Raw genomic sequence first — 23,432 nt, 5'->3', positions numbered from 1 at the left:
TCGGCCTGAAGGCATGATACCATCATCGGCAGTAAAACTGGCTGCTCGGCGAAAAGCTGTCCATCAGTCGAGGGCTTCATCATGAGCAAATCCTCGGAAGCCGGGTTTAAGGGGTCGGCGGCACGCGAAAAAGGAAATAGCCAGATAAGCCCAGGCCAGTTCCTCTTTGGACGATCTTGGCGGGCGCACGGCTAATCAGACGATACCTATGGCGCATACTTCTCATCGACCCTCTTTATTGCATCGCGCATTTTCATCGCACGTTAATTCAAGCCTACAGTTGGTCTCTCATTTGTCAAGGACATAGACAAATGGCCTGCTTCGATGTATTGAATCTCGGCTATTGGCGATGGTTGTGATCCAATATCGCCCCATTAAGTATGCGCTCCGAACTAATTGGACTGAGCTAGCCGGATGGCAATGACATCTTCTGTCGCACAGACTCCGATCGCACGAAAAATTTCAACCAATGCCGTCATCCGAACCGTGTTCGCGAACGGGTCGATCTCCCGCGCCGATATTGCCAAGCTAACCGGCTTATCAAAGCAGACGATTTCCGATGTCGTGCGCGACCTTGAGGATGACGGATGGCTGAAACCAGTCGGGCAGACTGATGGTCGTCCGGGCCGGAATGCGATCACCTATGAAATCAATGCCAGGGCGGGACTGGCGGTCTCTATCGATCTCGGGAGCACCAAGATTGCTGCGGCTATTTGCGATCTATTGGGGAACGTGGTTGCTGAAACCAAAGTACCCACCGACCCGCGCGGCGGAGTGCATCTCGTCAATCAGTTCAGCGATCTTATCGTGGAACTCGCGTTTGCGGCCGGGACGACTGCCGACAAACTCCGTCTCGTCGTTCTAGGCAGTCCTGGTGTGCTCGATCCGGCCACCGGGCATATCAACGTAGCGCCAAGCATCCCCGGCATCGATGCCATAAATCTGCGGCAAGTCTTCAGCGACAGAATGGGGATACCGGTGATCGTTGAAAATGACGTCAACCTGGCCGCGCAAGGGGAGAGATGGCGGGGACACGGTATCGAAACCAGCAATTTTGCTTTCGTTGCTCTCGGAACGGGCGTCGGCATGGGCATCATCGCCAACGGAACGCTATTGCGCGGCGCGCGTGGGGCAGCCGGCGAAATCGCCTATCTTCCGATCGGCGGAGATGCTTTTGATCCTGGCGGATTTACGCTTGGAACCTTTGAGAGTGCGGTCGGCAGCGTCGCGATGTTGCGCCGCTACGTCGGTTTCGGCGGGCGTAACGCCTCCACTGTGGCCGATCTCTTCGCCGCGTTTAATGCAGGAGAAACAAGTGCTGCGGCTGCCATCGAAGAGACGGCACGGCTGGTCGCAGTCGCTATTGCTGCAATCGGAGCGGCTCTCGATCCTGAACTGGTGATCACCGGCGGCAGCATCGGCGCAAGACTGGAACTCGTCAATGCCATCCGCGGTTTCCTGCCGCGTTGTACGCCTTATCCGCCGCGCATCGAGATCAGTCGCTTTGGGAACCGCGCCGCCCTGATGGGAGGAATGGGGATCGCGGTTGAGCGCATGCATGACGATCTATTTGGTGTAAAATTGAGGGAAGTTTGAAGAGCGCGTGCCTGAGAGCCAACGTGCAGCGCCGCCACTTGAGAAGCGCTGGAAATGCGCTAGATTTTCTATCATGATAACAGCAACGCAGATACGCGGCGCCCGCGCCATGATCGGAATGAGCATCGAAGAGCTCGCCGCCGCCAGCGGCCTGCCGGTCGAGACCGTGATGGCGCTGGAAAACGGCGAATTCGCGGGTGAGCCGCACGCGCTGTTCGACGTGCGCAGCACCCTCGAGGCGAACGGCATCATCTTCCTGTCGAGCGGCAATCAGGATGAAGGCGGCCCCGGTATCCGGTTACGAGCACGCACCTCCAGCGATGACGGCATCCGGCCGGAAAATCTCAACGCCGCCAACGACGACTGACGGAACCAATCGGACGCCCGCGCGTTTCGCTGTCCCACAACATATCGGGGCCTATAACATATCGGGGGCAGTTTCTTGAACCGCAGCAATGGTCTCTACGTCATCATCGGTGTTCTTGTCGTCGCCGTCATCGGCCTCGGCGCCTATATCTTCCACGAGGAAAGCAAGCCTCAAGGCATCGAGATGAGCATCGGTAAGAACGGTGTCTCGATCGAGCAGAACTGATCTTTAGAGATAGGTTTTTGCAAGGTCGGCGAGTTTGCCGCCGTCTTTCACGCCCTGCCTGTAGAGCTGGATGATGACCGCACCGATCCGCTCGGCCTCCGGCGTCGTCCTGGCGAGGCCGCGTTCGTCGCATACCTTTTCGAGCACTTGCGAAAGCAGATCGAGATCTTCCGAAAATAACGGCAAATCATGCGGATGAATTGATGATCGTAACATCACGCCGCATCTCCTCCGAGGGCAAACGCATCCACGCTTGCATCGCCGGCCGCCCTCCGCAACCGACCCTAAAGTGATTATGCGCGAGGGTCTGAACTTTAGCAACTACGCAAATTCTTGTGGAACAAAATCATGGAACAAAATTTTATCCCGCGCGTTCTGGCCGCGTTTGGTAGCAGGAATCAGTGAGTGCAGACGTGAGTGAAAAACGCTTTCCCTCCCCCGTCCGGGTCGTTTCTCCAAACAGCAGCCTGATCGTTTCCACCGTCTGGGACGCCGTCGAATATCTGAAACGGTGGCCGAGCAAGCGCGGGCGCGATTATCGCGTTGCGCGCCAGCACTGCCTGGATGCGCTCGATGGACTGCGCAGCCCAGGCGCAGCACAGGCTTCCTTCATCACGGCAGCGAAGACGGCGGGACTGCTGGTGTAAGAGCGGTTAGCCGTTACGGCCGCCAGCGGCGACCAACTGGGGATGGATGGAGCCCTCCATGATCACCCTGGCGGTAATCTCGACTACCCGCTCCTCGGCGAGCTCGGCAAGCGCGAGGGCGACATCGCCTTCCGACCAGCCGGCTTTGACGGCCTCGTCCGACAGAGCCTGGAACGCGCTGGCGAGGCTCTGCCTGCAAGTTAGATTGTGCTTCATATCCGTCATGCTCGACTAGGCTATCTGTGACAGGGACAATGTTAATCTACACATATTCCCGAGAATGCGAAGAGGCTTCAGGTTTTTTTCAATCCAAAATTGGGTTGTTAACTTCAAAACTGGGTATAACATTAACAAACAGCAACAAATACCACCTCTCCCAACTGAGGCAGTACCAAAAAGAACTAAAGGATTTATTTGCGATGCACCTTCAAAGGGTATTTCATCACATTATTTAGTTTAAATGGTCGAAGCGGGCGGAGCCGGATGCAGCGGCGCTTTGAACCACGAAAATGCGGCAAACCTGAACGCGGGCCGTTTTCAGCATCTTCAGGGCACCCTGTCAATCAGCTTCGGGATCCGGCGGGCGAGCGTCGGGCGTGCTGGAGAATGTCTCGCGCTGTCGGTGCTGCCAATCGGCAGTGACGCTTAGTCGCCACGAACGCCTTCGGCGTTAATCACCGTAATACCACAACGACACCACACTCCCGTCAAAGTCCGCCGTACCATTGGCGGCTCACTTCTTCAGGTTTTCAGGAGGTAAAATGTCTATCGAACTGGACGCTACTACCTATATACACGCCAAACCGGCGACCGCCCATTCCTATATTCTGCCGGCCGTTGTCGATGTTCTCGAGAACAGTTTCCAGGAGGCAAGAGAAACAGCGGTCTTCGACCTCGGTTGCGGCACCGGCGGTGCTGCCGCCGTGCTCGCGGAAAAAGGCTATGACGTCGTCGGCGTCGATCCCTCCCAGGACGGCATCGCGAAAGCGAGAACCGCCCACCCCGATCTTCCGCTGGAAATCGGCTCCGGATACGAAGATCTTTCCAGCCGGTATGGGACCTTCGATGCGGTGATAAGCCTCGAGGTGGTGGAGCATGTTTATGATCCTAAGGCTTTCTCGGCCACCATGTATGATCTGGTAAAGCCTGGCGGCATCGCGGTTATGTCGACGCCTTTTCACGGCTACTGGAAAAATCTGGCATTGGCGGTCAGCGGAAAGATGGACGACCATTTCATGCCTCTGAAGGACCATGGCCATATCAAATTCTGGTCTCCCGAAACGCTCAGCACACTCCTGGTCGAAACGGGCTTCGAAGCCGTCGACTTCGAATATGTCGGGAGAATTCCGCTGCTGGCGAAATCGATGATCGCGATCGCTCAGAAACCGTACTGAAAGCGGTCGAAGCCCCGCCGCCGCTTGCAATGGCGGCGCTAAAGCTCGTCTACAACATGAACAAATGACATTTTCGTTCGGGGCGTTCGGCTCCCGTTTTAGCATTTCTGCCAATGCCTCGTCGCCTTCTCCGCCGGCAGCGGGACGAAAAAGTGACATTCTGACTGGGATTTCAAGGGGATAAATGGTCGGGGCGACTGGACTCGAACCAGCGACCCCTTGACCCCCAGTCAAGTGCGCTACCGGGCTGCGCTACGCCCCGACCAGCTCTTATGAGCAGGAATTCCCTAGTCTTTCAGGCTTTCGGATGCAAGCCCTTATTTTGGTCCCCGCAGAACAAATCGGCATAAAAATCCCACTGGTGGGAGTTTAGGCGCGATAAGTCCCACCAAAAGTCCCACCGAGTGTTCGCAGGTTGTTCACCTACCCAGCGAGACAGCAGAAACACAGATTATAACTGGTCTCCCCAAGCCGATTAGGAAACCGCAATTCGGATTGATGTCATCGCTGATTTTGCCTTTTCTTCTTCAGCGTCCGCATTTCCGACTACATCAAGCAAATCGGCTATCTGCTTTTGTATGGCATGATCGGTCACCACTGACAGCAACCAGGTTGGGTTATTTATCGGACGCGATAGCTTGCTAAAAGCGGTTCCCCACTTTCGTTCTTTTCGGAACTTATCAATGTTCACCGTTGCGACTTTGAGCAGTTTCATTTGCCGTAGCTGTTCTGTCTTCGGCTCGTCAGTGAAACGCTCGAAGTAGGCGTCAACGTACGGGGCAGCAAGTTCGTGAACCTTCATCGTTGCCGCGATGCTTTTCTTTGACGCGGCTTCAATTGCCTCGTATTCGTTGCTAGAATATATGTGCTCACGCTCCACTACAAACTTCGCATTGCAGTCGGCGCAAGCCAGGCGATACGTTGTGTAGTTGCGGCTCCACGCGTTGTCTGGCGTGTGAAATGAAGCGATCACCTTGCCCTTGCCGCACGGGCAGGCGCCTATCTCACGGTCTGACGTTTCGTAGTTAACCATTCCCTCTCCCAACTTAAATGAATAATAACTCTCGGCTTAATAGCGGGAATATGCTCGCCAAATCCGATAGACGTACCTTATCTTTCTGCGCAGAACATCGCGTCACAGATCAATCGCAAGCGAATGATACGCGATGGAAATTTGATCTAACCCTTCCGCCACTCCAGCTTCCACCATAATGCCCCAGCCGGGGTTTCTGATTAGGAAGATCGCGGCACCTTCGATTGATGAAAATTCCTTTGGTCCTGATGCAGTTGCGCCTGCCGGAGGATGACACTGGTAGACATCTCCGTTGATCTTGATCGCGCGGCGGACCTCACCGTGATGACAGAAGATATTCATTACTAAGCTCCAAAAATGCGCGTCGCGGTCCGAGTGTTAAGCAAAAACCGGCCTCCGGCGACATTTTGCAAACATCCAATTCTACCGCAAGTGGCTAAGTACCACCTCAGTCAGGTGCCCACCCAAAAATTGACTAGGGTGAGGAAATCACGGCTCAAAAAAGTTCGAATTTGAGAAAGGGCGCGCAGCGGTGCAACGTAACCGCCCGATTGCTACCGCCGAGATTTTGCTTTGATGCGAGCGACGAGCAGCTCGTCGTCAACAAAGCTGTCGAGGACAGTCGTTCCATTCTTGGGGTGAGCGGCGGGCATCTTTGAGCATCTGCTCCAATTCGTCCATGCCGTCGTCCGTCAGTGCGGTCACCGATTCGTCGTCTCCGGTGTACACGGAGATGATGCTGCCGTAGCTCAGATTATCATCGTTGGAGACAATTGCCTGAAGAAGCTCCGGGTCCTCTTCGAGGATTTCGGCAACAAATTTGATCGTACGGACGTAGGTGACTGTCGCCATCAGGCTGCCTTCGCGTCGATTGTGGTGATCGCCGACCAGTTCCACGGAAGCAATTCGTCTAACCGATTGATCTTGTGATCGTGGATGCGATCGAGCACGTCTGCCAGATAGGCCTGCGGATCAAGACCATTCATCTTTGCCGTCTCGATGATCGTCATGGCGCGTGCCAAGGTCTCCGCTCCCGTATCGGCTCCCGCGAAGAGCCAGTTTCGTCTTCCCAGGCCTATCGGACGCAGTGCCCGCTCGGCGGCATTGTTGTCGATCGCAACGCGACCGTCTTCGAGGAACAGACAGAGCGAAGACCATCGGCTCAATCCGTAGCGGAAAGCTGTCGCCAGATCGCTTTTGCCCGGAATGCGCGTGAGTTGAGCTTCAGCCCAGTGGCGGAATGCATCGGCCTTAGGCTTGCTCTGCTTTTGACGCGCAGCAAGACGGATCTCAGGAGGCTGCCCATTGATGCCACGCTCGATGTCGTAAAGCGCTCCGATGCGATGAAGAGCCTCTCGCGCGATCTCGGACTTGTTTGATGTCCAGATATCGTGGAAGTCTCGTCGCCAATGAGCCCAGCAGGCGGCTTCCTTGAAGCGAGATTCTCCCTTTTCTCCAGGCGAGTATAGCTTGCCATATCCTTTGTAGCCGTCAGCCTGAAGGATGCCGCTTGATTGCTTGAGGTGGCGGTGGACGTGCTCTTCTTTCCAGTCAGGAGCAAAATAGTAGACTGCACCGGGCGGGGAACTGCCTGCCCATGGACGCTGATCGCGGACATACGTCCAGATCCTGCCCTTCTTCACACCCTTGCCCAACCCCTTGTCTCGCAGCGAGCGATCCAGCACCCTGATCGGGGTGTCGTCCGCATGAAGCAGGTCACTTGCCATGACCGCCGTTTCGATCCGCTCGATGAGAGGCTGCAGAACCTGCATGGCGCGACCACACCAATCAACCATCGTGCTGTCGGGAATGTCGGCGCCCATGCGGGCGAAGATCTCGTTCAGACGGTACAGTGGCAAATGGTCGTCGAACTTCGAGACCAGAATGTACGCCAAGAGGCCAGCGCCGGCCATGCTGCCCGGTATCGGGCGGCTGGGTGCTGCCACCTGCACCATTTTCTCGCAGCAGCGGCAGGACTTCTTCAGTCGAGCAACTTCGATGACTTTCATCTGCGCGGCGATCATGTCGAGGATTTCGCTGACGTCCTCACCGACAAGACGCAATTCACCTCCGCATTCCGGGCAGCAGGAGCCAGGATCGAGCTCTCGGCGCTCGCGAACCGCCTTGTCCGAGACGCGTGGGCGCCGGCGCATGATCTTTTCAGACGTATCCGCCAAGGGAACAACAGACGCCGCCTCATCAGGTTCATCGATTGGCGCCGTACTGCCTTCAGCGGCGGCGATCAACAGATCCTCAAGCGCCAGTTCCAACTGCTCGATTTCACGCTCAATCTTTTCAGACGACTTGCCGAAGACCTGTTTCTTCAGCTTGGCAATGCGCAGCCGCAGCGTTTGGATTAACTGATCATGCGCCTGCAATGTGGCCGACATCTTCGCGTTTTCCGCCTGCAAAGCGGCAATCATTGCCTTGAGAAAGGCTGGATCGTCCGGAAGATTTGTCGTCGCGCTAGACATGATCCTGACTACCACGAGACAGGATAAATTTCCATAAAAACCAGTGGTTTCAGTGGGATAAAATCACCCGACACGGGCCGGTGGCGCACCCCAATCAGGACGACGCCAATCGATCCCTTCCCACAACATCGCCAGTTGGGCCGACGTCAGCCGGGCAGTCCCGTCGGATGCCGAAGGCCAAGGAAACCGCCCCTTCTGCAAGATCTTGTAATACAGGCAGAAGCCCTGGCCATCAAAATACAGCAGCTTCAAACGATCGCCACGCTTGCCGCGAAAGGCGAAGACCGCGCCGCCAGTCGGCTTCTGACGCAAAACATCCTGCGCAAGCGCGGCAAGGCCTTCTACTCCCTTGCGCATATCCGTGATCCCGCACGCAAGATACACCCGAACGCCGGTCCCAGGCCCAATCATGCTGCTTCCACTGCCCGGATAATCTGCGTCAGGACATCGGGAGCCATAGAACTCTCGAAACGAAGCGTGCGGCCGCAGATCAATCGTAGCTCAATCATCCCGGAGCAGCTCTCCCTCAATTTAGGGGCATCGTTCTGCACGGCATTCAGATCGACGGGAATGAACAATGCATTCGAAGACACCGGGAGCAGCCCCTTCTTCTTGAGCTCGCTACGCCAGGCGTATATCTGCTGCCGCGTTACATCATGACGATGAGCAATCTCTGTGATCGTGGCTCCAGAAACCCCAACCGACATGACAATCGCAAGCTTGTCTTCTTCGCGCCACCGCCGTCGACGTTCCTGCCCAAGAATTTCAACGCGCATCGCAATCCTCGCCTAAGACACGTCGCTAACGACGTCGTTAAACACGTGTCTTAGGCCATCAGGGCGCTAGGCGGCAGGCGGTTCCAATCGGGCGGTTACGGTGCAACAGTAGGAAGCGTTACTGCGGCTGAAGCTTCTGGAAAGTACAAGGGCGGAGAGCCACAGCCCGTGCGCCGCTAGGCGATATTATCGCATTACGTGAGAAGGGGTTTGGCCCAAGCGGGATTGCGCGGCGCCTCGGCATAGGATCTGCCTCTGTCTACTGAGCCATAGCGGGTTCGCGAGAAAATGCTCATTCAAACGTAGCGCCGTGAAGTTGGGCCGCGAGTTCGTCGGCAGTTTGGCCCAATCTAGCCGGTGCGCCCTTGAGCTCAGAGAGGTTGAGGTATCTGAAGCCACGCATCGGCCCCGCCGACGCCTTTCCAATTCTGGTTTTGACGAATTTATCGACGAAATAAACTCTGAGGTCTCCGATGCCTAGATTGTAGTATTCAGTGTCCCGGACAGTGGCGTTCAATCGCTCGATTTGGTGCGCATCGATATCGCCTAGTTCGGGTTCTACCTCTGAGATTTTGTTGTCTTTGAATGAGAAAATTCCAATCGACTGGAGCCTTCCGAGAGCATGGATGTACTTCGCTGCGTATGCACCGACGAAGCTGACACCGCTGCGACAAGGCCGAGACGGTGGCTCATAGTACAGACCGTATTTGATGTTCTCGGCAAGTGATGTCCCACAGAGGAAAGCTGCCATCCTTTTGCTTCGGCCATCCAAAAGGCTCTCCTGTGCCAGAAAGGCTTCATAGTCATCAAGAATGCGATGCAGGTTTTCCTCGTGAGGAGCACAAACGTGACGGAGTTTGGAGTGCAATTTTGAGAAGGTTAGGCCTCGGTAGATAATCTTCCTTTGGGCTGCACTCTCGGTCAGTTTCTTATCAACAGCAGGTGCGGAGGGCTCTTTCGTTAGGCCAATGAGTAGACAGGTGGTCCCTTCCGGGAATTTTGCTGCTATGCCGTTGAGATGGCGTTCAATTTGATCTTCCCAAATGCATCCGCCACGCTTCGTCTCAAAATAAATTTGAAGGGGCGACTGGCGAATGAGCCCGTCTGGTACGCTGTCAGATAACCGAACTTGCTGCTCGAAGGTGAGGCCGATTTCAATGGGTGCGTCATCAAAAAGGTCGCCCAGAACCTGCTGTAACTTCAAAGAATTTTCTTCGAAAAAGTACCTAAGTAGGAGGAGAGTGTTATTTGTGGCGTGGTTTTCCCGCTGCGAAAACCTTTGAAAGTATGAAATTCTCGACATTGATCTCAGTCATTTTTAAGGGAAGTCATAAGCGCTTTGAGCTTGTTCACGCTACCTTGCCAAGGACGGATACGATGGACCATCCGATGGCAATTCGAGCAAAGTAAAATCATGTCACCTGGCTTGGTGGTGGCTCCGGGGGGCATTTCGCAGACCGGGACTGTATGATGAGCCTCAATAAAGGTCTTTCCGATTGATCCGTAGGTCGTTGCAAAGTCAAAGGAGCATATCTCACAAAAGAAGCGACCATGCTTTCGCAGAAAGTTAGCTTTAGCGATCTTAACAACAGCAGGGTTGCGCTCCAAACGGTAATGTTCCTTTTGTGTTCGACCGCCTTCAGGAAATTCAATGTCGCCGCCATCTTCGAAATCCACCGCAGTTGGTCGACTAAGATAGCTTTTAATATAATTCTTGATGCCCTCATATTGCTTATTGGTCAGTTCAGTGGGTCGAGAGAAGTGATAGCCGACGGAGGGAAGCAGTTCGCTTGGGATCGTTATTGAGAAGTCCAGTTGAACGATATGATCAACATGAAGCTTCCACCTGTAATGCTGTTGTTCATCGGCCAGCAGAGCCTTGATCGCCCGCAACGAGGGAATATCGTACTCTCCTCCTATCTGGCCGGACCGCTGCAATTTATGGATTTGTTGGGCTCGTTCGCTAAGCGTATCCTCACTGAACGAGGCTCCCAACGGATCATAGACAGCGTTCTCATATAATCCTGCAAGGCTCCATATCCCGTCGCCTTCGTAGGTGGCAAAAGCGATGGAGAATGCACCTTCGGGGCTCTTAGGTTGATAGTAGCAGTAGCCCCATGAGTGGCCGCCGCCTATCTCTTGCTTGCGGCTGAAATTCCAGTCCTCATGAGCGAACCCATGCTCGCTCACATATCCTTTGTCGAAAACGCTATTCAGTCTACCACCGGACGGAGATTTCCATCGATGATCATTATGTACGATACGTTGGAATAAATATCGCAAGCCCCGCTCCTTAAACGATGCTGCCAGATGCCAAATTCTACACTAAGGTCGGACCTGTTTTATCAGCTTGTGGTAAATACAAGCTTAGGCAAGGCCTGCAGTTCATGCGGCTGCCTAGGGCCAGTTGAGAGGTCTACGGGCTCTCGCTTCGAGCGTAGGCCACGCCTGTGGCGTACCGACACTCTATGGACAAACACCTTTTCGCTAATGAAGTCGATCAGCCACTGGAGGCGGGATGAAATGGAGACAGAACACCGGTTGTGGCATACCCTTTCTAGCCGCAGGACGAAACCCTACCATTTTTCCATGTCAAACAATCGTTCCCCAATGGGTGATGTCATAATAAGCCAGCAAGTTAGGTCGTCTGGGACCGGCCGCATAGAGCCAGCTATTTAGCCAATGAAAAAAAGCTATCAACGTATTAGATCCGAGCGCCAACATCTCGAACGGCTGCGGCAACAATTTAGTCGGATCACCACCCACGGAAACTAGCCGCTCTTCATAGAAGGCTGATCCCACCTGCCCGTTGCTGCTCAGATCATAATAGTGTCCGCCGCGGACCAGGAACCTGCCTGGCACGATAATGAAATCCGGTTGTTCATGCTGGGGTACGCCTGAAAGAGCGGCCACGAGGTTCGACTTTGCGGTATCGTTTCCCGGAGCTTCGAAAGCCCACATTACAAAAAGATGATCCGTGATCTTCTGACGACCATGGCTGTCATCGAAGACTTTTGTGAATTGTTTCAGTCGCCGGCATTTCGCGATGGTGTCGGCCAACGTGGTTGTGGTGAATTGTGTTTTTACCTCGATCACCGCATAAATCGCCTCAAGAAGCCAAATAGGTACGGGTCCATCTCTGAAGATTGGGCTGTTCGAGAGGGGGTCGAAGAGGACAATGTCGCACTGATTGGAATAATCGCCGTTATGCGAAGCGACAATACCAGCACTGACGCCGGCCGCCGGCAAAAGATAGCTCTCCAAGAGTTTTGCGACCAAGCTCTCCCGATTGGTCCCGGCAGACGGCGCATGCGTTTTGTAGAAGTCGCGTATTCTCTCAGACTGCCGGTTAAGATCGTCAGTCAGATTATCAAAATGCTGCTTCAACATTGGTTTGTTGCTTTTAGGCGGTGACATGCCCATCTCCCGAGGCTCTGCGGCCTTCAGAGCGCTGCCAATCGTCCCGGTTGGCCATGGAAGTAGATTGCGTCAGTTTTCATTTCCTGAATGTAAATTCACGGCCATTGCGGAAATTGCAAGCTATATTCTCAAGTGGCGCAAGAGTGTGGTGTAGTTGAAGTGTGCCGCAACTGAACCGCCGCAGCGCTGGTTCACTATGACCGTTTGACTATTCAAAATAAACCGCCATGGTGTAAACCATGTAAAATGAACCAACGGGGAAAACGATGCTTGTACGTGCCTACCTCCGCGCTTCCACGAACGAGCAGGATGCCAACCGCGCCCGTGCACAGCTTCAAACTTTTGCCGAAGAACGGGGCCTGATTATCGCGGCAACCTATGTTGAGAACGAAAGTGGTGCAAAGCTGCATCGCCCGGAACTGTTCCGTTTGCTTGCCGATGCTCGACCCGGCGACATTCTGCTGATTGAGCAGGTCGACAGACTTTCGCGGCTTACGGCTGGAGATTGGCAGAAACTCAGAAGTGAACTCGATGCTCGTCACGTTCGCGTCGTTGCTCTTGATCTGCCAACGTCATGGATGCTCGCTTCCTCCGCTGACGACTTCACAGCGAGGATGTTCAGCGCGGTCAATTCGATGATGCTCGACGTGCTCGCAGCCGTTGCGCGGAAGGATTACGAGGACCGCCGCCGTCGTCAAGCGCAAGGGCAAGCGAAAGCAATTGCGGAAGGGCGATACCGAGGACGCGTCGAAGACGTGAAGCGAAACGCTGGCATCGCTTCGATGTTGAAAGCAGGAATGTCATGGTCTCAAATCCAGCACGCTACCGGAGCGTCCCGTGCAACTGTTGCAAAAATTGCGAAGCGCGCGCTCGTTGGTCCGAAGCACGAAGGCCTTTTAGCCTGACCCTATGGACCTGATGAGTTTTTATGTCGTAAGGCAGGCGCAGGCTGAATGGAATATTGCAGTTGATATGACGCGTTTTTCTCAACAAAATCTCGAACGACATCTCTGGGGTGCTGCTGACATTCTTCGGGGCACGGTCGATGCTGCCGACTACAAGCAGTACATCTTTGGGCTGTTGTTCTATAAGCGCCTCTGCGACGTATGGGACGAGGAGTTCGAAGCTCTGTTGGCTGAGACCGGTGACCGCGAGGAAGCCGCTGATCCCGATGAGCACCGTTTCCACATTCCCCAGGAGCACCGCTGGGAAGCTGTGCGGCAGCACGCCACGCAGGTCGGCCAGCGGCTGAACAACGCGCTGAATGCCATCGAAGATGCGAACATCCGCCTGCGCGGCGTGTTTGGCGATGTGGACTTTGCCAATCAGGATCGCTTCTCCGATGCATTGTTGGAAAAGCTGCTGGCCCATTTCGAGAAGCATCAGTTGCGCAATGCCGATGTGCCAGCTGACATGTTGGGCGACGCCTATCTCTATCTCATTAAGATGTTCGCGGAAGGCGCGGGGAAGAAGGGCGGCGAGTTCTATACGCCCCGACAGATTGTTCGCCTCATGGTCGAGATCGTTGGGCCACGTCCCGGCATGTCGATTTACGACCCGACGTGCGGGTCTGCCGGGATGCTGCTTGAGGCTGTCCAGTATCTGAAAGATCGGGGCGAAGACGCGCGCACCTTATCGCTCTATGGGCAGGAGAAAAACTTCGCTACATGGGGCATCGCGCAGATTAACCTGTTCCTGCACAACGTCGACGACGCGTTTATCGGCAGAGGCGACACGATCCTTTCGCCCAAGCGGTATGATCCAAAGGCCCGGGAGTTCATCGAGGGTATTGGGGCTTATGACCGGGTGCTGGCCAATCCTCCCTTCTCGGAAAAGGTATGGGGTTACGAAGTTTGGCAGAACGGCGATCCGTTTGGTCGCGATGCCTATGGTTGCCCTCCGAAGGGCTACGGCGATCTAGCCTTTGTCCAGCACATGCTAGCCAGCGTGAAGGATGATGGAATACTAGCGGTGGTCGTGCCACACGGTGTATTATTCCGTGGCGGCGCTGAGGGGCGAATTAGGCAGGCCATGCTGGACGCGGATGTAGTCGAGGCGGTCGCGGGTCTTGCTCCCAACCTCTTTTACGGAGCGGGCATTCCTGCCGCCGTGCTAGTGTGCCGTAAGAAGAAGCCAGCCGAGCGCAAGGGCAAGGTGCTGATCGTCAATGGCGATGCCACGTTCCAGCCGGGCAAGGCGCAGAACTTCCTGACCGACGGGCATGTCCGCACGTTAGCGGATGCCGTCCACGGCTTTACTGATATCGAAAAGCTTGCCCGGGTCGTGCCGGTCGAAGAGATCGCCGCCAATGGACACAACCTCAACATTAGCCGTTACGTGCAAACCGGCGCAGATGCCGAGGCCGTCGATGTCACGGCGGAGGTCGCTAAGCTGGAACGCCTGATCGCCAAGCGCAACGAGGCCGAAGCTGTGATGTTCGGACATCTCAAGAGGCTTGGCTATGTCGAGTGAGGTGCCGGATGGCTGGCGTCGAACAACACTGGGCGAGGTCACGAGCGTAAAGGCAAGGATCGGTTGGCGAGGTCTTTCGGCGAACGAATATACGGATGACGGTCCATTTCTGATTGCTGGAAAGCACATCAAGTCAGGGGTGGTCGATTGGTCCTCCTGTGACCACCTCTCTGATTTCCGATATGAGCAGTCTCCCGAAATCCAGTTGCGAGCAGGAGACGTGATCTTCTCCAAGGACGGGTCGATCGGCAATCCTACCTTAATCGAAAGTCTGCCAGGTCCCGCTACCATCAATGGTACGATGATGATGGTACGCCCGAATACAAATTTTCTTGAACCAGCATTCCTTTATCAGGTTGTATGTGGCGTTGAGTTTCATCGTATGATCCGAGAAAAGGTCTCCGGTAGCTCAATCCCGCATATTTTTCAGAGGGATATCGTTCACTTCCCTATAATTCTACCCCCTCTTAATGAACAGCGGCAGATTGCCGAGACGCTGACGTCGGTAGATGAGGCGATTGCGGCCACAACGAAGACCGTTCAAGCGGCTGCGGTAGTGCGGCAAATCGCCCTGGATACTATGATCCGACGTGTTCTGGCCGATCCAGATACCGAAATGCGCCCTTTGTCGTATTTGGCTGATGTCCGCACTGGTTTGGCCAAGAACAAGAACAGGGCAGGCCCGAAGGTGCTATTGCCATATCTTCGGGTTGCCAATGTACAGGACGGTTGGTTCGATCTCACTGACGTTCAGGACATCGAAGTCGATCCTGCTCAAGCTGACCGCTACCTGCTGAAGGTAGGTGACGTTCTGCTGACGGAAGGGGGCGACTATGATAAACTGGGACGAGGCGGCGTCTGGAGGGGTGCGGTGACACCATGCCTTCACCAGAACCATGTGTTCTGTGTGCGCCCAGACCCCAACAATCTGGTATCGGAATACTTCGCTCTTGCCACGCAATCGACATGGGGAAGAGCCTATTTCCTGTCATGCGCAAAACGAACGACAAATCTGGCATCGATCAACTCGTCTCAACTCAAAGATTTCCCGGTGCCCGTTGTTTCAGTCACAAAGCAAGTGGACTTGATTGCCGAAATTCAGGGGATCGATGCCATGATCGATCTTGAAAAACTACAGCTCAAAACCCTGTCTCGTCTTCACGCAGAGCTGTCGTCGGACCTCCTGTCCGGTCGCGTGAGAATACCTGCGCCTGCTGCCGTCACGCTAAAATCGGTTCCTTCTGCCTTCAAACGTGCCGTATTTGCTGCCGAGATTGTCCATCAGCTGCATGCTGACAATCGCTTTGGCTCTGTGAAACACGAGAAGATCGTCCACCTCTGCGAGCTACATCTCGGCTTACAGGCTGATCTCGATCGTCACGCATACAAGGAGGTTGCTGGCCCTTACGACCCCACGGCAAGGCGGTCGGTTGAGAGGATTTTCCAACAGCAGAAATGGTTTGACGCCGCTAAGGCGGATGGAAAGCGTGTCATATATGTGCCGTTGGAAAAAGCGGGTGGGCACGCAGATTATTTCGACCGCTATTTTGGAGATAAGAAGGCCGCGATCCAGTCAATCATAGAACTCTTGCGCCCCCTTAACACCGAGCAGTGCGAAATCGTGGCAACCGTCTATGCCGTCTGGAACGATTTCCTCATCGACAAACAGCAGCCTACCGACGACGAGATTGTTTCGTCTGTTCTTCAGTGGCATGCCAGGAAGCGGGAGATCGCAGCAGAGCGTTGGCACGCAGCATTGCCTTGGATGCGCCAGAAAGGCTTGGTCCCGAAAGGCATTGGTGAAAAGACGCGGGTGGCTCAGCGATGAGCGAATACCGCCTTGCCGAGAAAGCCGCACTGGACGTGCTTGCTTCCTTGGGCTGGCGGGCGATAGCGCGAGATGCGGCCTCGGCAATGCGGGTGGAAGAAAACCGCGTCATCCTCAAGCCGGTGCTGATCGAGGCGCTACGCGAGTTGAACGGCATTGGTTTGGAGGATGCCGAGGCGATCTACAATGATCTTGCTACACTGTCCGACAACGAGGAATGGCAGCGCAAGCAGCGCGGCGGTTACTCCCGCCGCCTCATCGGCGAAAACCGCGACAGCCGGATTACGCTGATCGATTTCAGGGAGCCAGGCCGCAACAGCTTCCATGTCGTGCGCCAGTTTCGTGTCGCCGCCCAGCGTCCGCGTGTTCCCGACATTGTGCTGTTCGTGAACGGCATCCCGCTGGTGGTGATCGAGGCCAAGTCCCCCCTGAAGAACACAGCTAAGGCCGAGGAAGCGTTCGAGCAGGTCAAGCAGTATGAGCGGGACATACCCCGGCTTTTCTATTCCAATGCCTTCAACCTCGTCACGGACGGCATGGTCACGCTCTATGGCGCGTCTGGTGCTCGCTCGCAGTTCTATGCGCCTTGGCCTGACCCATGGCCCCGCCACCGTGACGAGTTCGCTGACGATCTTGCCAAGGATTTGTGGTGTCTATGCGAGCCATCGCGCCTGCTGGACCTTCTGGCGCACTTCATCGTGTTCGAGACCGAACCGGAAACGGGCCGCAAGATCAAGAAGGTCTGCCGCTACCAGCAGTTCCGCGCTGTCAACCAGGTGGTGAACCGCGTTGCAGGGGGAGAATATCGCAAAGGCCTAATCTGGCACACGCAAGGGTCGGGCAAGAGCCTAACCATGGTATTCCTCGCCCTCAAGCTTAAAACTCATCTGACGCTTGACGCGCCAACGCTGGCGAACCCCAATATCCTCGTGCTCACTGACCGGATCGACTTGGACGACCAGATCAGCAAGACTTTTGTAGCCTGCGGTCTGCCGAACCCGACGCAGTGCGGATCAGTCGCGGCGCTGCACGAGGCAGTGAGCCGAGGCGGCAATGGTCAGATCCTGTTGTCCACCATCTTCAAGTTCGCAGGGTCGAAGAACCCGATCCCGAACTCTGCCAATTGGATTGTGCTGGTAGACGAATGCCACCGGACGCAGGAGAAGGATTTAGGCGCGTTTTTGCAGGCGACCCTGCCTGATGCCCACTTCTACGGCTTCACTGGCACGCCGATTAAATCGACCGACAAGGACACCTACGCTCGGTTCAGTATCGCAGGTGAAGGCTACCTTGACAAATACGGGATTGACGATGCCGTGCGCGACGGTGCGACGGTGCCGATCCTCTACGAGGGCAGGAAGGCCGATTGGGCGATCAACGAAGCCGAGATCGACATCCTGTTCGACCGCTGGTTCGTTGACCTGCCTGACGACAAGCGTGAAGACCTGAAACACAAGAACCTAACGGTCGCCACCATCGCCAAGCACCCGGAACGTGTCGGGCTTATCGCGCTGGACATTTGGGAGCACTTCAAGACTGTCTGCCGGCCGGACGGCTTGAAGGCTCAGATTGTTGCCGTGGACCGCGAGGCGGTGATCCTCTACCGTGCGGCGCTCTCCGCTGTGATTGCCACCGATCTGGAGCGGAGCGGCATGCATGCCAATGCAGCTAAGGCTACGGCTGATGCCATGATCGCTTGCGTCTATTCGAAGTCGCAGGAAGACAACAAACCCAGCGAAAGGCTGGAGGTCACGGCGCTGCGGGCCGAGTTGGAGGCGCATTACCTCGACGATACCGCCGAGAAGGACGTAAAGAAGCGGTTCAAGACCTTTGGTCAGGAACCCAACTTCCTGATTGTGTGTGACAAGCTGCTAACCGGCTTCGACGCGCCCATTGAGCATGTAATGTATCTCGACAAGCCGCTGAAGGAACACAATCTCCTCCAGGCCATCGCACGCACTAATCGCACGTGCACAATCAACTTGCCGGATGGGGGCGAGATCGAAAAGCCGCACGGGCGCATAGTCGATTACATCGGGATCACCAGTCATCTCGACGACGCGTTGAAATCGTACCGCTCCGAAGACGTCGATAACGCGATGCGTGACATAGCCATTCTACGCAATGACCTCAAGGAAGCACATGCCCGCTATCACGCGCAAAAACGTGCCATGCGGCTCGATGGCCTGGACGAGAAAACTGCGGCTTATGCAGCCGCCAAGATCGCCGCTGATGGCAGGGAAGACGAGTGGTTTGACTTACAGCGCCTGACCCGCATCTTCATCAATGTGTATGGCCACCTCTCACCCGATCCGGCCATCCTTGAGTTTACCGCCGAGATTAAATGGGCTGCCGCCTTCATCCGGTTGGCGACGCAAGCGATTTCTAAGGACGAGAGCCTTGATCACCGGAACTACACCGGCAAAATCAGAGAAATGCTGGAGCAGCATGTACACGTCACTGGCCTTTCAACCACGATCCGGCTGCGCAAGATCACCGATCCAAACTTTGCCGACGACTTCGACACCGAGGATAAGAGCGCCCGCGAGTTGCAGGAGGCATTCGTGCGCAAGTCTGCCGAACTTCGCCGCGTCACCCGCGAACTAGTGGACAAAAACCCCACGCAGTATGGCCGCTTCTCCGAACGGGTGTTGGAGATCATCCGCCGTTTCGAGGAAGGCCAGCTCGACGCCGCCGATGGCCTACGCGAGTTCGAGGGTCTTACCGGCAATATTCATGCCGAACAGGGCGCACATATCGAGCTTGGCATGGACGAGAAAGGCTTCTCGATCCTGCGGATCATTGAGGCCATCGTGCCTAATGCCGATCATGCCTTGTTGCAGGAGGCCGCTATCGCTATCGGCGCTATCTACGCCCAAGCCTCCGCGACCCAGCCTGCTTTTGCGCACATGGACGCCTATTTGCGTAGCCTGCGCCAGCAGGTCCGGCGTATCCTGAGTGAACATGCCATCGGAGAGACCAAGTTCATCCGCGAGAAGGTCGAAGAGTTTGCCATCCATGCCTACGGAGGTGGTCCCTGATGCCGACGCTGCAGATAGGCCGGAAGGAAATCTCCTACGAGCTTCGCCGCTCGGCTGAAGCATCGGAGCGCCGCATCACCATCACACCGGAGCATGTCGAGGTGCTGGCGCTGACCAGCGACACCGACGGCGACATCGCAGGCTTCTTGGAGCGCAAGCGACAGTGGGTATTTAACACCGTGCGCGAGATGGAACTGATTACTGCCGGTCGACACGCCGTGCCTCGCTTTATGACTGGCTCGAAGATACCGTTCCGAGGCCGGAAGATGTCGCTCACTGTCAGGCGCAGTGATGGCGATCACATCGAGATTGCCTACCGCAATGGCTTCATTGTCGACCTGCCGTCTTGGGCCAGTCGAGACGCCGACAGGCTGGTATCAACTGAACTAAAGCTCTGGATGAAACAGCGCGTTCGTCGAGACGTTGAGCACATTGCAGTCGACTATAGGAAACGGTTCAATCTAGCGCCTCGCTCGATCCGCGTCGCTGAGTTTGTTAACGGCTGGGGATCATGTGGGCCTGAAGGAAACGTTCTAATCAACTGGCAACTAATCTTCGCGCCGAGGCAGGTATTAGAGTACGTTGTAGTCCATGAGCTTGCGCATTTGCGATATCGTTCACATGGACCAGAATTCTGGCGTTTTCTGGCTACCGTGTTCCCTAAATATATAGGGGCCAAGGCGTGGCTCGATGCAAATGACAGCAGCCTTAGTGCGGAATTTCTCGGTAGGTAATTTCATTCACGCTTCCTGCAACAGAAATCGCGCGGCGTCTGGGAATTAGCCGGGCCTCGGTATATCGCATCTTGACACCGTGAGCGAATGCGCCGTCAAAACAGTTTGATACCTGGCCGTCACGTCCGTTCGTAGGTGATAGCTTTCAGAGATGCCACAGAGCCTAGGACAAGTCGGAGTAGATTTTGCAGTACGAAACCCTGATCACCGATTTCGACAATACCCTTTACGATTGGGTTGACGTTTGGAGCACCAGCTTCCTTGCAATGCTGGGAGAAATGGAACCGATTGCTCAAGTGCCTCGGGACGAGCTTCTGCGGGCAATACGCTCGGTGCATCAAAAACACGGAACTAGCGAGTATGCGTTCCTCTTGCAAGAAATCGGAGCAAATAGGCTCTTCCCAGATGAGGAGCGCGAGAAAGCACTTCATTATGCGGCTCTTGGATACCAAAGGGGGCGAGCGTCATCTTTGAAGCTATATCCGGGAGTTAGGGAGGCCTTGCTGAAGCTGCGAAGCAAAGGCATCCCAATCATTATTTATACCGAAAGCCTCGAAATCTACACAAATGGTCGTATTATTGATTTGGATCTAGATGGCATTATTGACGTGGTTTATTCACCACCAAATCACGACCTACAGGCTCAGCAAAACGAGCAAATCTCCTTGTTAGGCGAAGGCCGAAGATCACTGAAGGCAACCAAGCACAGATACCTTCCCGCCGGCGTGACCAAGCCTAATCCCGAAGTCTTGCGAGACATCATCGCAGAAATCGGAGCAAACCCTGCGACCACAATGTACGTCGGAGACAGTCCGATGAAAGATGTTGCGATGGCGCAGGAGGTTGGCGTCTTGGATGTCCTCGCACGCTATGGTCAAGCCCAGCATCGGCCCGAATATGAAATCTTGCGCATGGTCTCCCATTGGCCTGACGTGGACGTAGAAAAGGAACGACACAATCTACAAAGGCCTGTGGAAGCATCTGTGATCATCGATAGCTTCGAAGAAGTTGTTAGGTATTTCACGTGAGCAAAAAGCCGATAGACCTGCCTGGAGCAGCCATTGTTCCGCCCGTTGAGGCGAGAGACATAATTGATATCTGGAAGTATGTCGTTTCAGTTCAAATGCACTTCAACGATATGGAGATGAAGGTTCGCAATCTGTTCTTTACTATCATTGCTGCAATGCTTGGTTTGATAGGGGTTTCTCAAGGGAAATCTGTTTTAATTACATTAGCGGAAGAAAAATATGTTGTATCCTCGCTGATATTGATTTTTGTTTCCATGATCCCGATCACGCTTTTGTTCTATTTCATAGATCGCTTTTGGTATCATCGGCTTTTAGTCGGCGCAGTGAAGAAGTGTATTGAGATCGAGAACGCTCATAAGACGCTCTTGCCTGAAATTTCGCTAGGAGAAGCCATCTCGCGAGAAAGTCCGGTTGGCTTCCCTATGTGGACCAGGTGGTTGTTCTTCTTTGTTAGGGAGAAGCGGTTCCGACAGAGCGGTCAACTTCATTCCGATGGAAAAATTGAGCTTCTTTACAAATCGGTCATTACAGTCGCGGTTTTGCTAGCGTTGACATTTGGGTGGTTTGGCGGCGTGACACCCCAACCGAGGCCGAAGGTCAATTGCGTCCTGGCGGCTCTGCTGGAAAAAATTGAACCCACATGTCAGAGGAATAAATAAAAGGGCGCTAAGCCTCTGTAGTCTTTGACAATCTATGAAATTCCGGTGAAATAGCAGTTGAGCGGTACGTGCCGCTTGGGGCGTGGAAACCCCTTGTACACGGGTATGTGTGCCGACCTGAACGGCACCACTCTTCGACTTATGGTCGGGGAGCCTGCGGCGTATGCAACAGGTTCTCCGAACTAAAGGCCGTAGGGATCGTGTGTACACGGTTTTCCAACTCCCCGATCACCAGAGATCGAAGGGGCACTTTCGCGGGGGACGTACCCGCGATGACCGCCCCAAGGGGCGCAGGAATGTTTTCGAAAATATTGGCAGATAACAATGAGGGCCATCGTCATCCGCTTGGCCAGGTGCTCTTGACCGTAGCTCTGACAATTGGGCTGGCGGCTTGCGATCCGGTTAGCGATCAGCCTACCAGTGAAACCGTGGCTGCTTCCGACGTAGCCACGCCAGACTTCGGCGAGTGGAGCGTTTACACAAAGACCGATCCGCTGACAGATGAGAAGATGATCGCCATTGAACTCGCCTCAGATCAGGCGCAAAGCACGCGTGGCGTGACACTCAGTCTCTATTGCAGCAAGCGGAATGCATGGGCCGTCGTCCGTTGGGATGAATTTCTCGGCGGAACGAAATCTGCAGACCGCGAACTTAAGCCAGTCACGTACCGTATCGGAGACGACCAGCCGAGAATAGAGGAATGGCCCGTTCTGAGCGACCGTACGACATCACAGATCGACGGTGCGCCAGAGTTCATCATGAATGTCCGGGACAGTGAGAAGCTGGTCCTTCGTGTCGAGCCTTATCAGCAAAATCCGCTGACTGCTGTGTTCGATACCCGGGGTCTAAAGGCTGCACTGATGGCGAACTCGCCTGAATGCGACTGGTATGTACGTGACATCAAATGGGTAGAACATCAGGCCAAGCTAAAGGCCGAGGCCGACAAGAAGACGGCTCCCTCGCAATGAGCAAAACAATCTGGACGATGGTCCTGGATAGTCCGTGCCGGGCATTGTTGCCATTAGCAGTCGCGCCACGAGCCGAAGCGGAAATCGTCGTAGCACTCGCCGCTAAGGTTGAAGGCGTCTTGACCGCTCTTTCCGCGCCGTTCGCGCCAGCGGCCAACGTCGAGGCAACAGAAGGCATTCCGCTTTGAAGGGGCTCCGGAAATGGCTATGGGGCGAGCTTCCCGATTACAACGGATTTACCCACCGCGAGCGAGTGCGGGGCTGGCAGTTGGTCATGTGGCAGATCGACAACGGCTGGTCGGCGCGTGGTGCAACATGTTGCATTTCCGGCCAAACCCAACAGCTTCGATTACACAGCGAAATTTACTATGATTGGCGGCCATACGCGATCACCCACACCCTTCACATGGCCCTCCACCGTCGCTTTAGGGAGCCGGATGCGTGGCGACGCATCGTTGACCGGTATTCCAAGACTGGTGACGAATGGTTTGCTAGGCTGCTTCTGGTCCCGGTGGACTTTGCAGCCGAGCTAAGGAAGGAACACGGGCCGGAAATTGCTGACATCTTTGCTCGTGCTCCAATCCCGGCTGGCGTCACGGTGCCGGTTCAAGACATTTACCGGGAGGAATAGACCGGGCAACTTTCGCAACGATGTGGCTTTCGCCCTGGAGCGCCGCGAGACTGCCCCCAGCGCAGACAATCCCGGACTTCATGAAAGGCGTGTCAATCTCCTTCTGCGAGCCGCCTGAGAAACGCCTTGTCGGCGAACA

The 23,432-nt window shown here is 55.0% G+C and carries 26 protein-coding genes, 1 tRNA gene and 1 pseudogene; 16 read left to right on the top strand and 12 right to left on the bottom strand.

What is annotated here, in order from left to right; genetic code table 11:
- Window positions 1-414: 414 nt before the first annotated feature.
- From AC2444_RS06555 to AC2444_RS06545, 3 genes are all read left to right on the top strand, one after another.
- A complete protein-coding gene (locus tag AC2444_RS06555; RefSeq protein ID WP_012756919.1) occupies window positions 415-1,596 on the top strand; it encodes an ROK family transcriptional regulator in 1,182 nt (393 codons plus the stop codon).
- A gap of 73 nt (window positions 1,597-1,669) precedes the next feature.
- Window positions 1,670-1,963: a helix-turn-helix domain-containing protein gene (locus AC2444_RS06550; protein WP_003547265.1), complete on the top strand. Its 294-nt coding sequence runs from the start codon at window positions 1,670-1,672 to the stop codon at window positions 1,961-1,963.
- 75 nt (window positions 1,964-2,038) lie between these two features.
- On the top strand, window positions 2,039-2,188 hold the full coding sequence (locus tag AC2444_RS06545; protein ID WP_012756918.1) for a hypothetical protein: 150 nt from the start codon (window positions 2,039-2,041) through the stop codon (window positions 2,186-2,188).
- A gap of 3 nt (window positions 2,189-2,191) precedes the next feature.
- Here AC2444_RS06545 and AC2444_RS06540 read toward each other — a convergent pair whose 3' ends face one another.
- Window positions 2,192-2,404: a hypothetical protein gene (locus AC2444_RS06540; protein ID WP_012756917.1), complete on the bottom strand. Its 213-nt coding sequence runs from the start codon at window positions 2,402-2,404 to the stop codon at window positions 2,192-2,194.
- A gap of 197 nt (window positions 2,405-2,601) precedes the next feature.
- On the opposite strand from AC2444_RS06540, the gene AC2444_RS06535 reads away from it, so the two are divergent.
- Window positions 2,602-2,835, top strand: a complete 234-nt coding sequence (locus AC2444_RS06535; RefSeq protein WP_041935496.1) for a DUF982 domain-containing protein — start codon at window positions 2,602-2,604, stop codon at window positions 2,833-2,835.
- 6 nt (window positions 2,836-2,841) lie between these two features.
- On the opposite strand, the gene AC2444_RS06530 is transcribed toward AC2444_RS06535, so the two are convergent.
- Window positions 2,842-3,060: a hypothetical protein gene (locus tag AC2444_RS06530; RefSeq protein ID WP_020486948.1), complete on the bottom strand. Its 219-nt coding sequence runs from the start codon at window positions 3,058-3,060 to the stop codon at window positions 2,842-2,844.
- Window positions 3,061-3,596: 536 nt separating this feature from the next.
- On the opposite strand from AC2444_RS06530, the gene AC2444_RS06525 reads away from it, so the two are divergent.
- Complete coding sequence (locus AC2444_RS06525; RefSeq protein WP_012756914.1) at window positions 3,597-4,229, top strand: class I SAM-dependent methyltransferase; 633 nt, start codon at window positions 3,597-3,599, stop codon at window positions 4,227-4,229.
- A gap of 185 nt (window positions 4,230-4,414) precedes the next feature.
- Here the strand turns inward: AC2444_RS06525 and AC2444_RS06520 are convergent.
- From AC2444_RS06520 to AC2444_RS06475, 10 genes and pseudogenes are all read right to left on the bottom strand, one after another.
- Window positions 4,415-4,491, bottom strand: a tRNA-Pro gene (locus AC2444_RS06520).
- Window positions 4,492-4,704: 213 nt separating this feature from the next.
- A complete protein-coding gene (locus AC2444_RS06515; RefSeq protein ID WP_128450250.1) occupies window positions 4,705-5,262 on the bottom strand; it encodes a hypothetical protein in 558 nt (185 codons plus the stop codon).
- 102 nt (window positions 5,263-5,364) lie between these two features.
- On the bottom strand, window positions 5,365-5,604 hold the full coding sequence (locus tag AC2444_RS06510; RefSeq protein ID WP_128450249.1) for a hypothetical protein: 240 nt from the start codon (window positions 5,602-5,604) through the stop codon (window positions 5,365-5,367).
- Window positions 5,605-5,816: 212 nt separating this feature from the next.
- Window positions 5,817-6,114 (bottom strand): annotated as a pseudogene (locus AC2444_RS06505) (hypothetical protein).
- The gene (gene tnpC, locus AC2444_RS06500) at window positions 6,114-7,736 is read right to left on the bottom strand and encodes an IS66 family transposase (RefSeq protein WP_128450348.1); all 1,623 of its coding nucleotides are present in this window, start codon (window positions 7,734-7,736) and stop codon (window positions 6,114-6,116) included. Before tnpC ends, AC2444_RS06505 begins: the two are co-directional and overlap by 1 nt.
- 63 nt (window positions 7,737-7,799) lie before the next feature.
- Window positions 7,800-8,147 (bottom strand): IS66 family insertion sequence element accessory protein TnpB, encoded by a 348-nt coding sequence (gene tnpB / locus AC2444_RS06495; protein ID WP_003554417.1) that lies wholly within the window; start codon window positions 8,145-8,147, stop codon window positions 7,800-7,802.
- The gene (gene tnpA / locus AC2444_RS06490) at window positions 8,144-8,512 is read right to left on the bottom strand and encodes an IS66-like element accessory protein TnpA (protein WP_012756395.1); all 369 of its coding nucleotides are present in this window, start codon (window positions 8,510-8,512) and stop codon (window positions 8,144-8,146) included. Before tnpA ends, tnpB begins: the two co-directional genes overlap by 4 nt.
- A gap of 292 nt (window positions 8,513-8,804) precedes the next feature.
- Window positions 8,805-9,716, bottom strand: a complete 912-nt coding sequence (locus tag AC2444_RS06485) for a hypothetical protein (protein ID WP_128450349.1) — start codon at window positions 9,714-9,716, stop codon at window positions 8,805-8,807.
- A gap of 104 nt (window positions 9,717-9,820) precedes the next feature.
- Window positions 9,821-10,795, bottom strand: a complete 975-nt coding sequence (locus AC2444_RS06480; protein WP_164902820.1) for an HNH endonuclease — start codon at window positions 10,793-10,795, stop codon at window positions 9,821-9,823.
- Between the two features lie 309 nt (window positions 10,796-11,104).
- Complete coding sequence (locus AC2444_RS06475; RefSeq protein WP_128450351.1) at window positions 11,105-11,929, bottom strand: DUF6602 domain-containing protein; 825 nt, start codon at window positions 11,927-11,929, stop codon at window positions 11,105-11,107.
- A 269-nt stretch (window positions 11,930-12,198) separates the two neighbouring features.
- On the opposite strand from AC2444_RS06475, the gene AC2444_RS06470 reads away from it, so the two are divergent.
- From AC2444_RS06470 to AC2444_RS06420, 11 genes are all read left to right on the top strand, one after another.
- On the top strand, window positions 12,199-12,837 hold the full coding sequence (locus tag AC2444_RS06470) for a recombinase family protein (RefSeq protein ID WP_128450352.1): 639 nt from the start codon (window positions 12,199-12,201) through the stop codon (window positions 12,835-12,837).
- A gap of 13 nt (window positions 12,838-12,850) precedes the next feature.
- The gene (locus AC2444_RS06465) at window positions 12,851-14,404 is read left to right on the top strand and encodes a type I restriction-modification system subunit M (RefSeq protein ID WP_245461328.1); all 1,554 of its coding nucleotides are present in this window, start codon (window positions 12,851-12,853) and stop codon (window positions 14,402-14,404) included.
- Window positions 14,394-16,232 (top strand): restriction endonuclease subunit S, encoded by a 1,839-nt coding sequence (locus tag AC2444_RS06460; RefSeq protein ID WP_128450353.1) that lies wholly within the window; start codon window positions 14,394-14,396, stop codon window positions 16,230-16,232. The genes AC2444_RS06465 and AC2444_RS06460 overlap by 11 nt, the downstream gene beginning before the upstream one ends.
- Window positions 16,229-19,273, top strand: a complete 3,045-nt coding sequence (locus AC2444_RS06455; RefSeq protein WP_128450354.1) for a type I restriction endonuclease subunit R — start codon at window positions 16,229-16,231, stop codon at window positions 19,271-19,273. Before AC2444_RS06460 ends, AC2444_RS06455 begins: the two co-directional genes overlap by 4 nt.
- A complete protein-coding gene (locus tag AC2444_RS06450) occupies window positions 19,273-20,007 on the top strand; it encodes a M48 family metallopeptidase (RefSeq protein ID WP_128450355.1) in 735 nt (244 codons plus the stop codon). The genes AC2444_RS06455 and AC2444_RS06450 overlap by 1 nt, the downstream gene beginning before the upstream one ends.
- Window positions 20,007-20,090, top strand: coding sequence for a helix-turn-helix domain-containing protein (locus AC2444_RS06445; RefSeq protein ID WP_281020925.1), 84 nt, complete (start codon window positions 20,007-20,009; stop codon window positions 20,088-20,090). The genes AC2444_RS06450 and AC2444_RS06445 overlap by 1 nt, the downstream gene beginning before the upstream one ends.
- A 102-nt stretch (window positions 20,091-20,192) precedes the next feature.
- Window positions 20,193-21,035, top strand: coding sequence for an HAD family hydrolase (locus AC2444_RS06440; RefSeq protein WP_063909791.1), 843 nt, complete (start codon window positions 20,193-20,195; stop codon window positions 21,033-21,035).
- Complete coding sequence (locus AC2444_RS06435; protein WP_128450356.1) at window positions 21,032-21,694, top strand: hypothetical protein; 663 nt, start codon at window positions 21,032-21,034, stop codon at window positions 21,692-21,694. The genes AC2444_RS06440 and AC2444_RS06435 overlap by 4 nt, the downstream gene beginning before the upstream one ends.
- Window positions 21,695-21,990: 296 nt before the next feature.
- The gene (locus tag AC2444_RS06430) at window positions 21,991-22,662 is read left to right on the top strand and encodes a hypothetical protein (RefSeq protein ID WP_128450357.1); all 672 of its coding nucleotides are present in this window, start codon (window positions 21,991-21,993) and stop codon (window positions 22,660-22,662) included.
- Entirely contained in the window at window positions 22,659-22,850 is a 192-nt protein-coding gene (locus tag AC2444_RS06425) for a hypothetical protein (RefSeq protein ID WP_128450358.1), read from the top strand. Before AC2444_RS06430 ends, AC2444_RS06425 begins: the two co-directional genes overlap by 4 nt.
- 86 nt (window positions 22,851-22,936) lie before the next feature.
- Window positions 22,937-23,293 (top strand): hypothetical protein, encoded by a 357-nt coding sequence (locus AC2444_RS06420; RefSeq protein WP_128450359.1) that lies wholly within the window; start codon window positions 22,937-22,939, stop codon window positions 23,291-23,293.
- Window positions 23,294-23,432: the final 139 nt, after the last annotated feature.

Source organism: Rhizobium sp. WSM1328, from assembly GCF_057653715.1.
The sequence above is the reverse complement of the archived record's forward strand: the minus strand, read 5'-3'. Positions and strand labels throughout refer to the sequence as shown.

Bases quoted from the DNA above. Each gene is read 5' to 3' on its own strand.
- AC2444_RS06555 (WP_012756919.1), top strand. From the start codon at position 415: ATGGCAATGACATCTTCTGTCGCACAGACTCCGATCGCACGAAAAATT.
- AC2444_RS06550 (WP_003547265.1), top strand. From the start codon at position 1,670: ATGATAACAGCAACGCAGATACGCGGCGCCCGCGCCATGATCGGAATG.
- AC2444_RS06540 (WP_012756917.1), bottom strand. From the start codon at position 2,404: ATGTTACGATCATCAATTCATCCGCATGATTTGCCGTTATTTTCGGAA.
- AC2444_RS06530 (WP_020486948.1), bottom strand. From the start codon at position 3,060: ATGACGGATATGAAGCACAATCTAACTTGCAGGCAGAGCCTCGCCAGC.
- AC2444_RS06525 (WP_012756914.1), top strand. From the start codon at position 3,597: ATGTCTATCGAACTGGACGCTACTACCTATATACACGCCAAACCGGCG.
- AC2444_RS06515 (WP_128450250.1), bottom strand. From the start codon at position 5,262: ATGGTTAACTACGAAACGTCAGACCGTGAGATAGGCGCCTGCCCGTGC.
- AC2444_RS06510 (WP_128450249.1), bottom strand. From the start codon at position 5,604: ATGAATATCTTCTGTCATCACGGTGAGGTCCGCCGCGCGATCAAGATC.
- tnpC (WP_128450348.1), bottom strand. From the start codon at position 7,736: ATGTCTAGCGCGACGACAAATCTTCCGGACGATCCAGCCTTTCTCAAG.
- tnpB (WP_003554417.1), bottom strand. From the start codon at position 8,147: ATGATTGGGCCTGGGACCGGCGTTCGGGTGTATCTTGCGTGCGGGATC.
- tnpA (WP_012756395.1), bottom strand. From the start codon at position 8,512: ATGCGCGTTGAAATTCTTGGGCAGGAACGTCGACGGCGGTGGCGCGAA.
- AC2444_RS06475 (WP_128450351.1), bottom strand. From the start codon at position 11,929: ATGTCACCGCCTAAAAGCAACAAACCAATGTTGAAGCAGCATTTTGAT.
- AC2444_RS06470 (WP_128450352.1), top strand. From the start codon at position 12,199: ATGCTTGTACGTGCCTACCTCCGCGCTTCCACGAACGAGCAGGATGCC.
- AC2444_RS06465 (WP_245461328.1), top strand. From the start codon at position 12,851: ATGAGTTTTTATGTCGTAAGGCAGGCGCAGGCTGAATGGAATATTGCA.
- AC2444_RS06460 (WP_128450353.1), top strand. From the start codon at position 14,394: ATGTCGAGTGAGGTGCCGGATGGCTGGCGTCGAACAACACTGGGCGAG.
- AC2444_RS06455 (WP_128450354.1), top strand. From the start codon at position 16,229: ATGAGCGAATACCGCCTTGCCGAGAAAGCCGCACTGGACGTGCTTGCT.
- AC2444_RS06450 (WP_128450355.1), top strand. From the start codon at position 19,273: ATGCCGACGCTGCAGATAGGCCGGAAGGAAATCTCCTACGAGCTTCGC.
- AC2444_RS06430 (WP_128450357.1), top strand. From the start codon at position 21,991: ATGTTTTCGAAAATATTGGCAGATAACAATGAGGGCCATCGTCATCCG.
- AC2444_RS06425 (WP_128450358.1), top strand. From the start codon at position 22,659: ATGAGCAAAACAATCTGGACGATGGTCCTGGATAGTCCGTGCCGGGCA.
- AC2444_RS06420 (WP_128450359.1), top strand. From the start codon at position 22,937: ATGTGGCAGATCGACAACGGCTGGTCGGCGCGTGGTGCAACATGTTGC.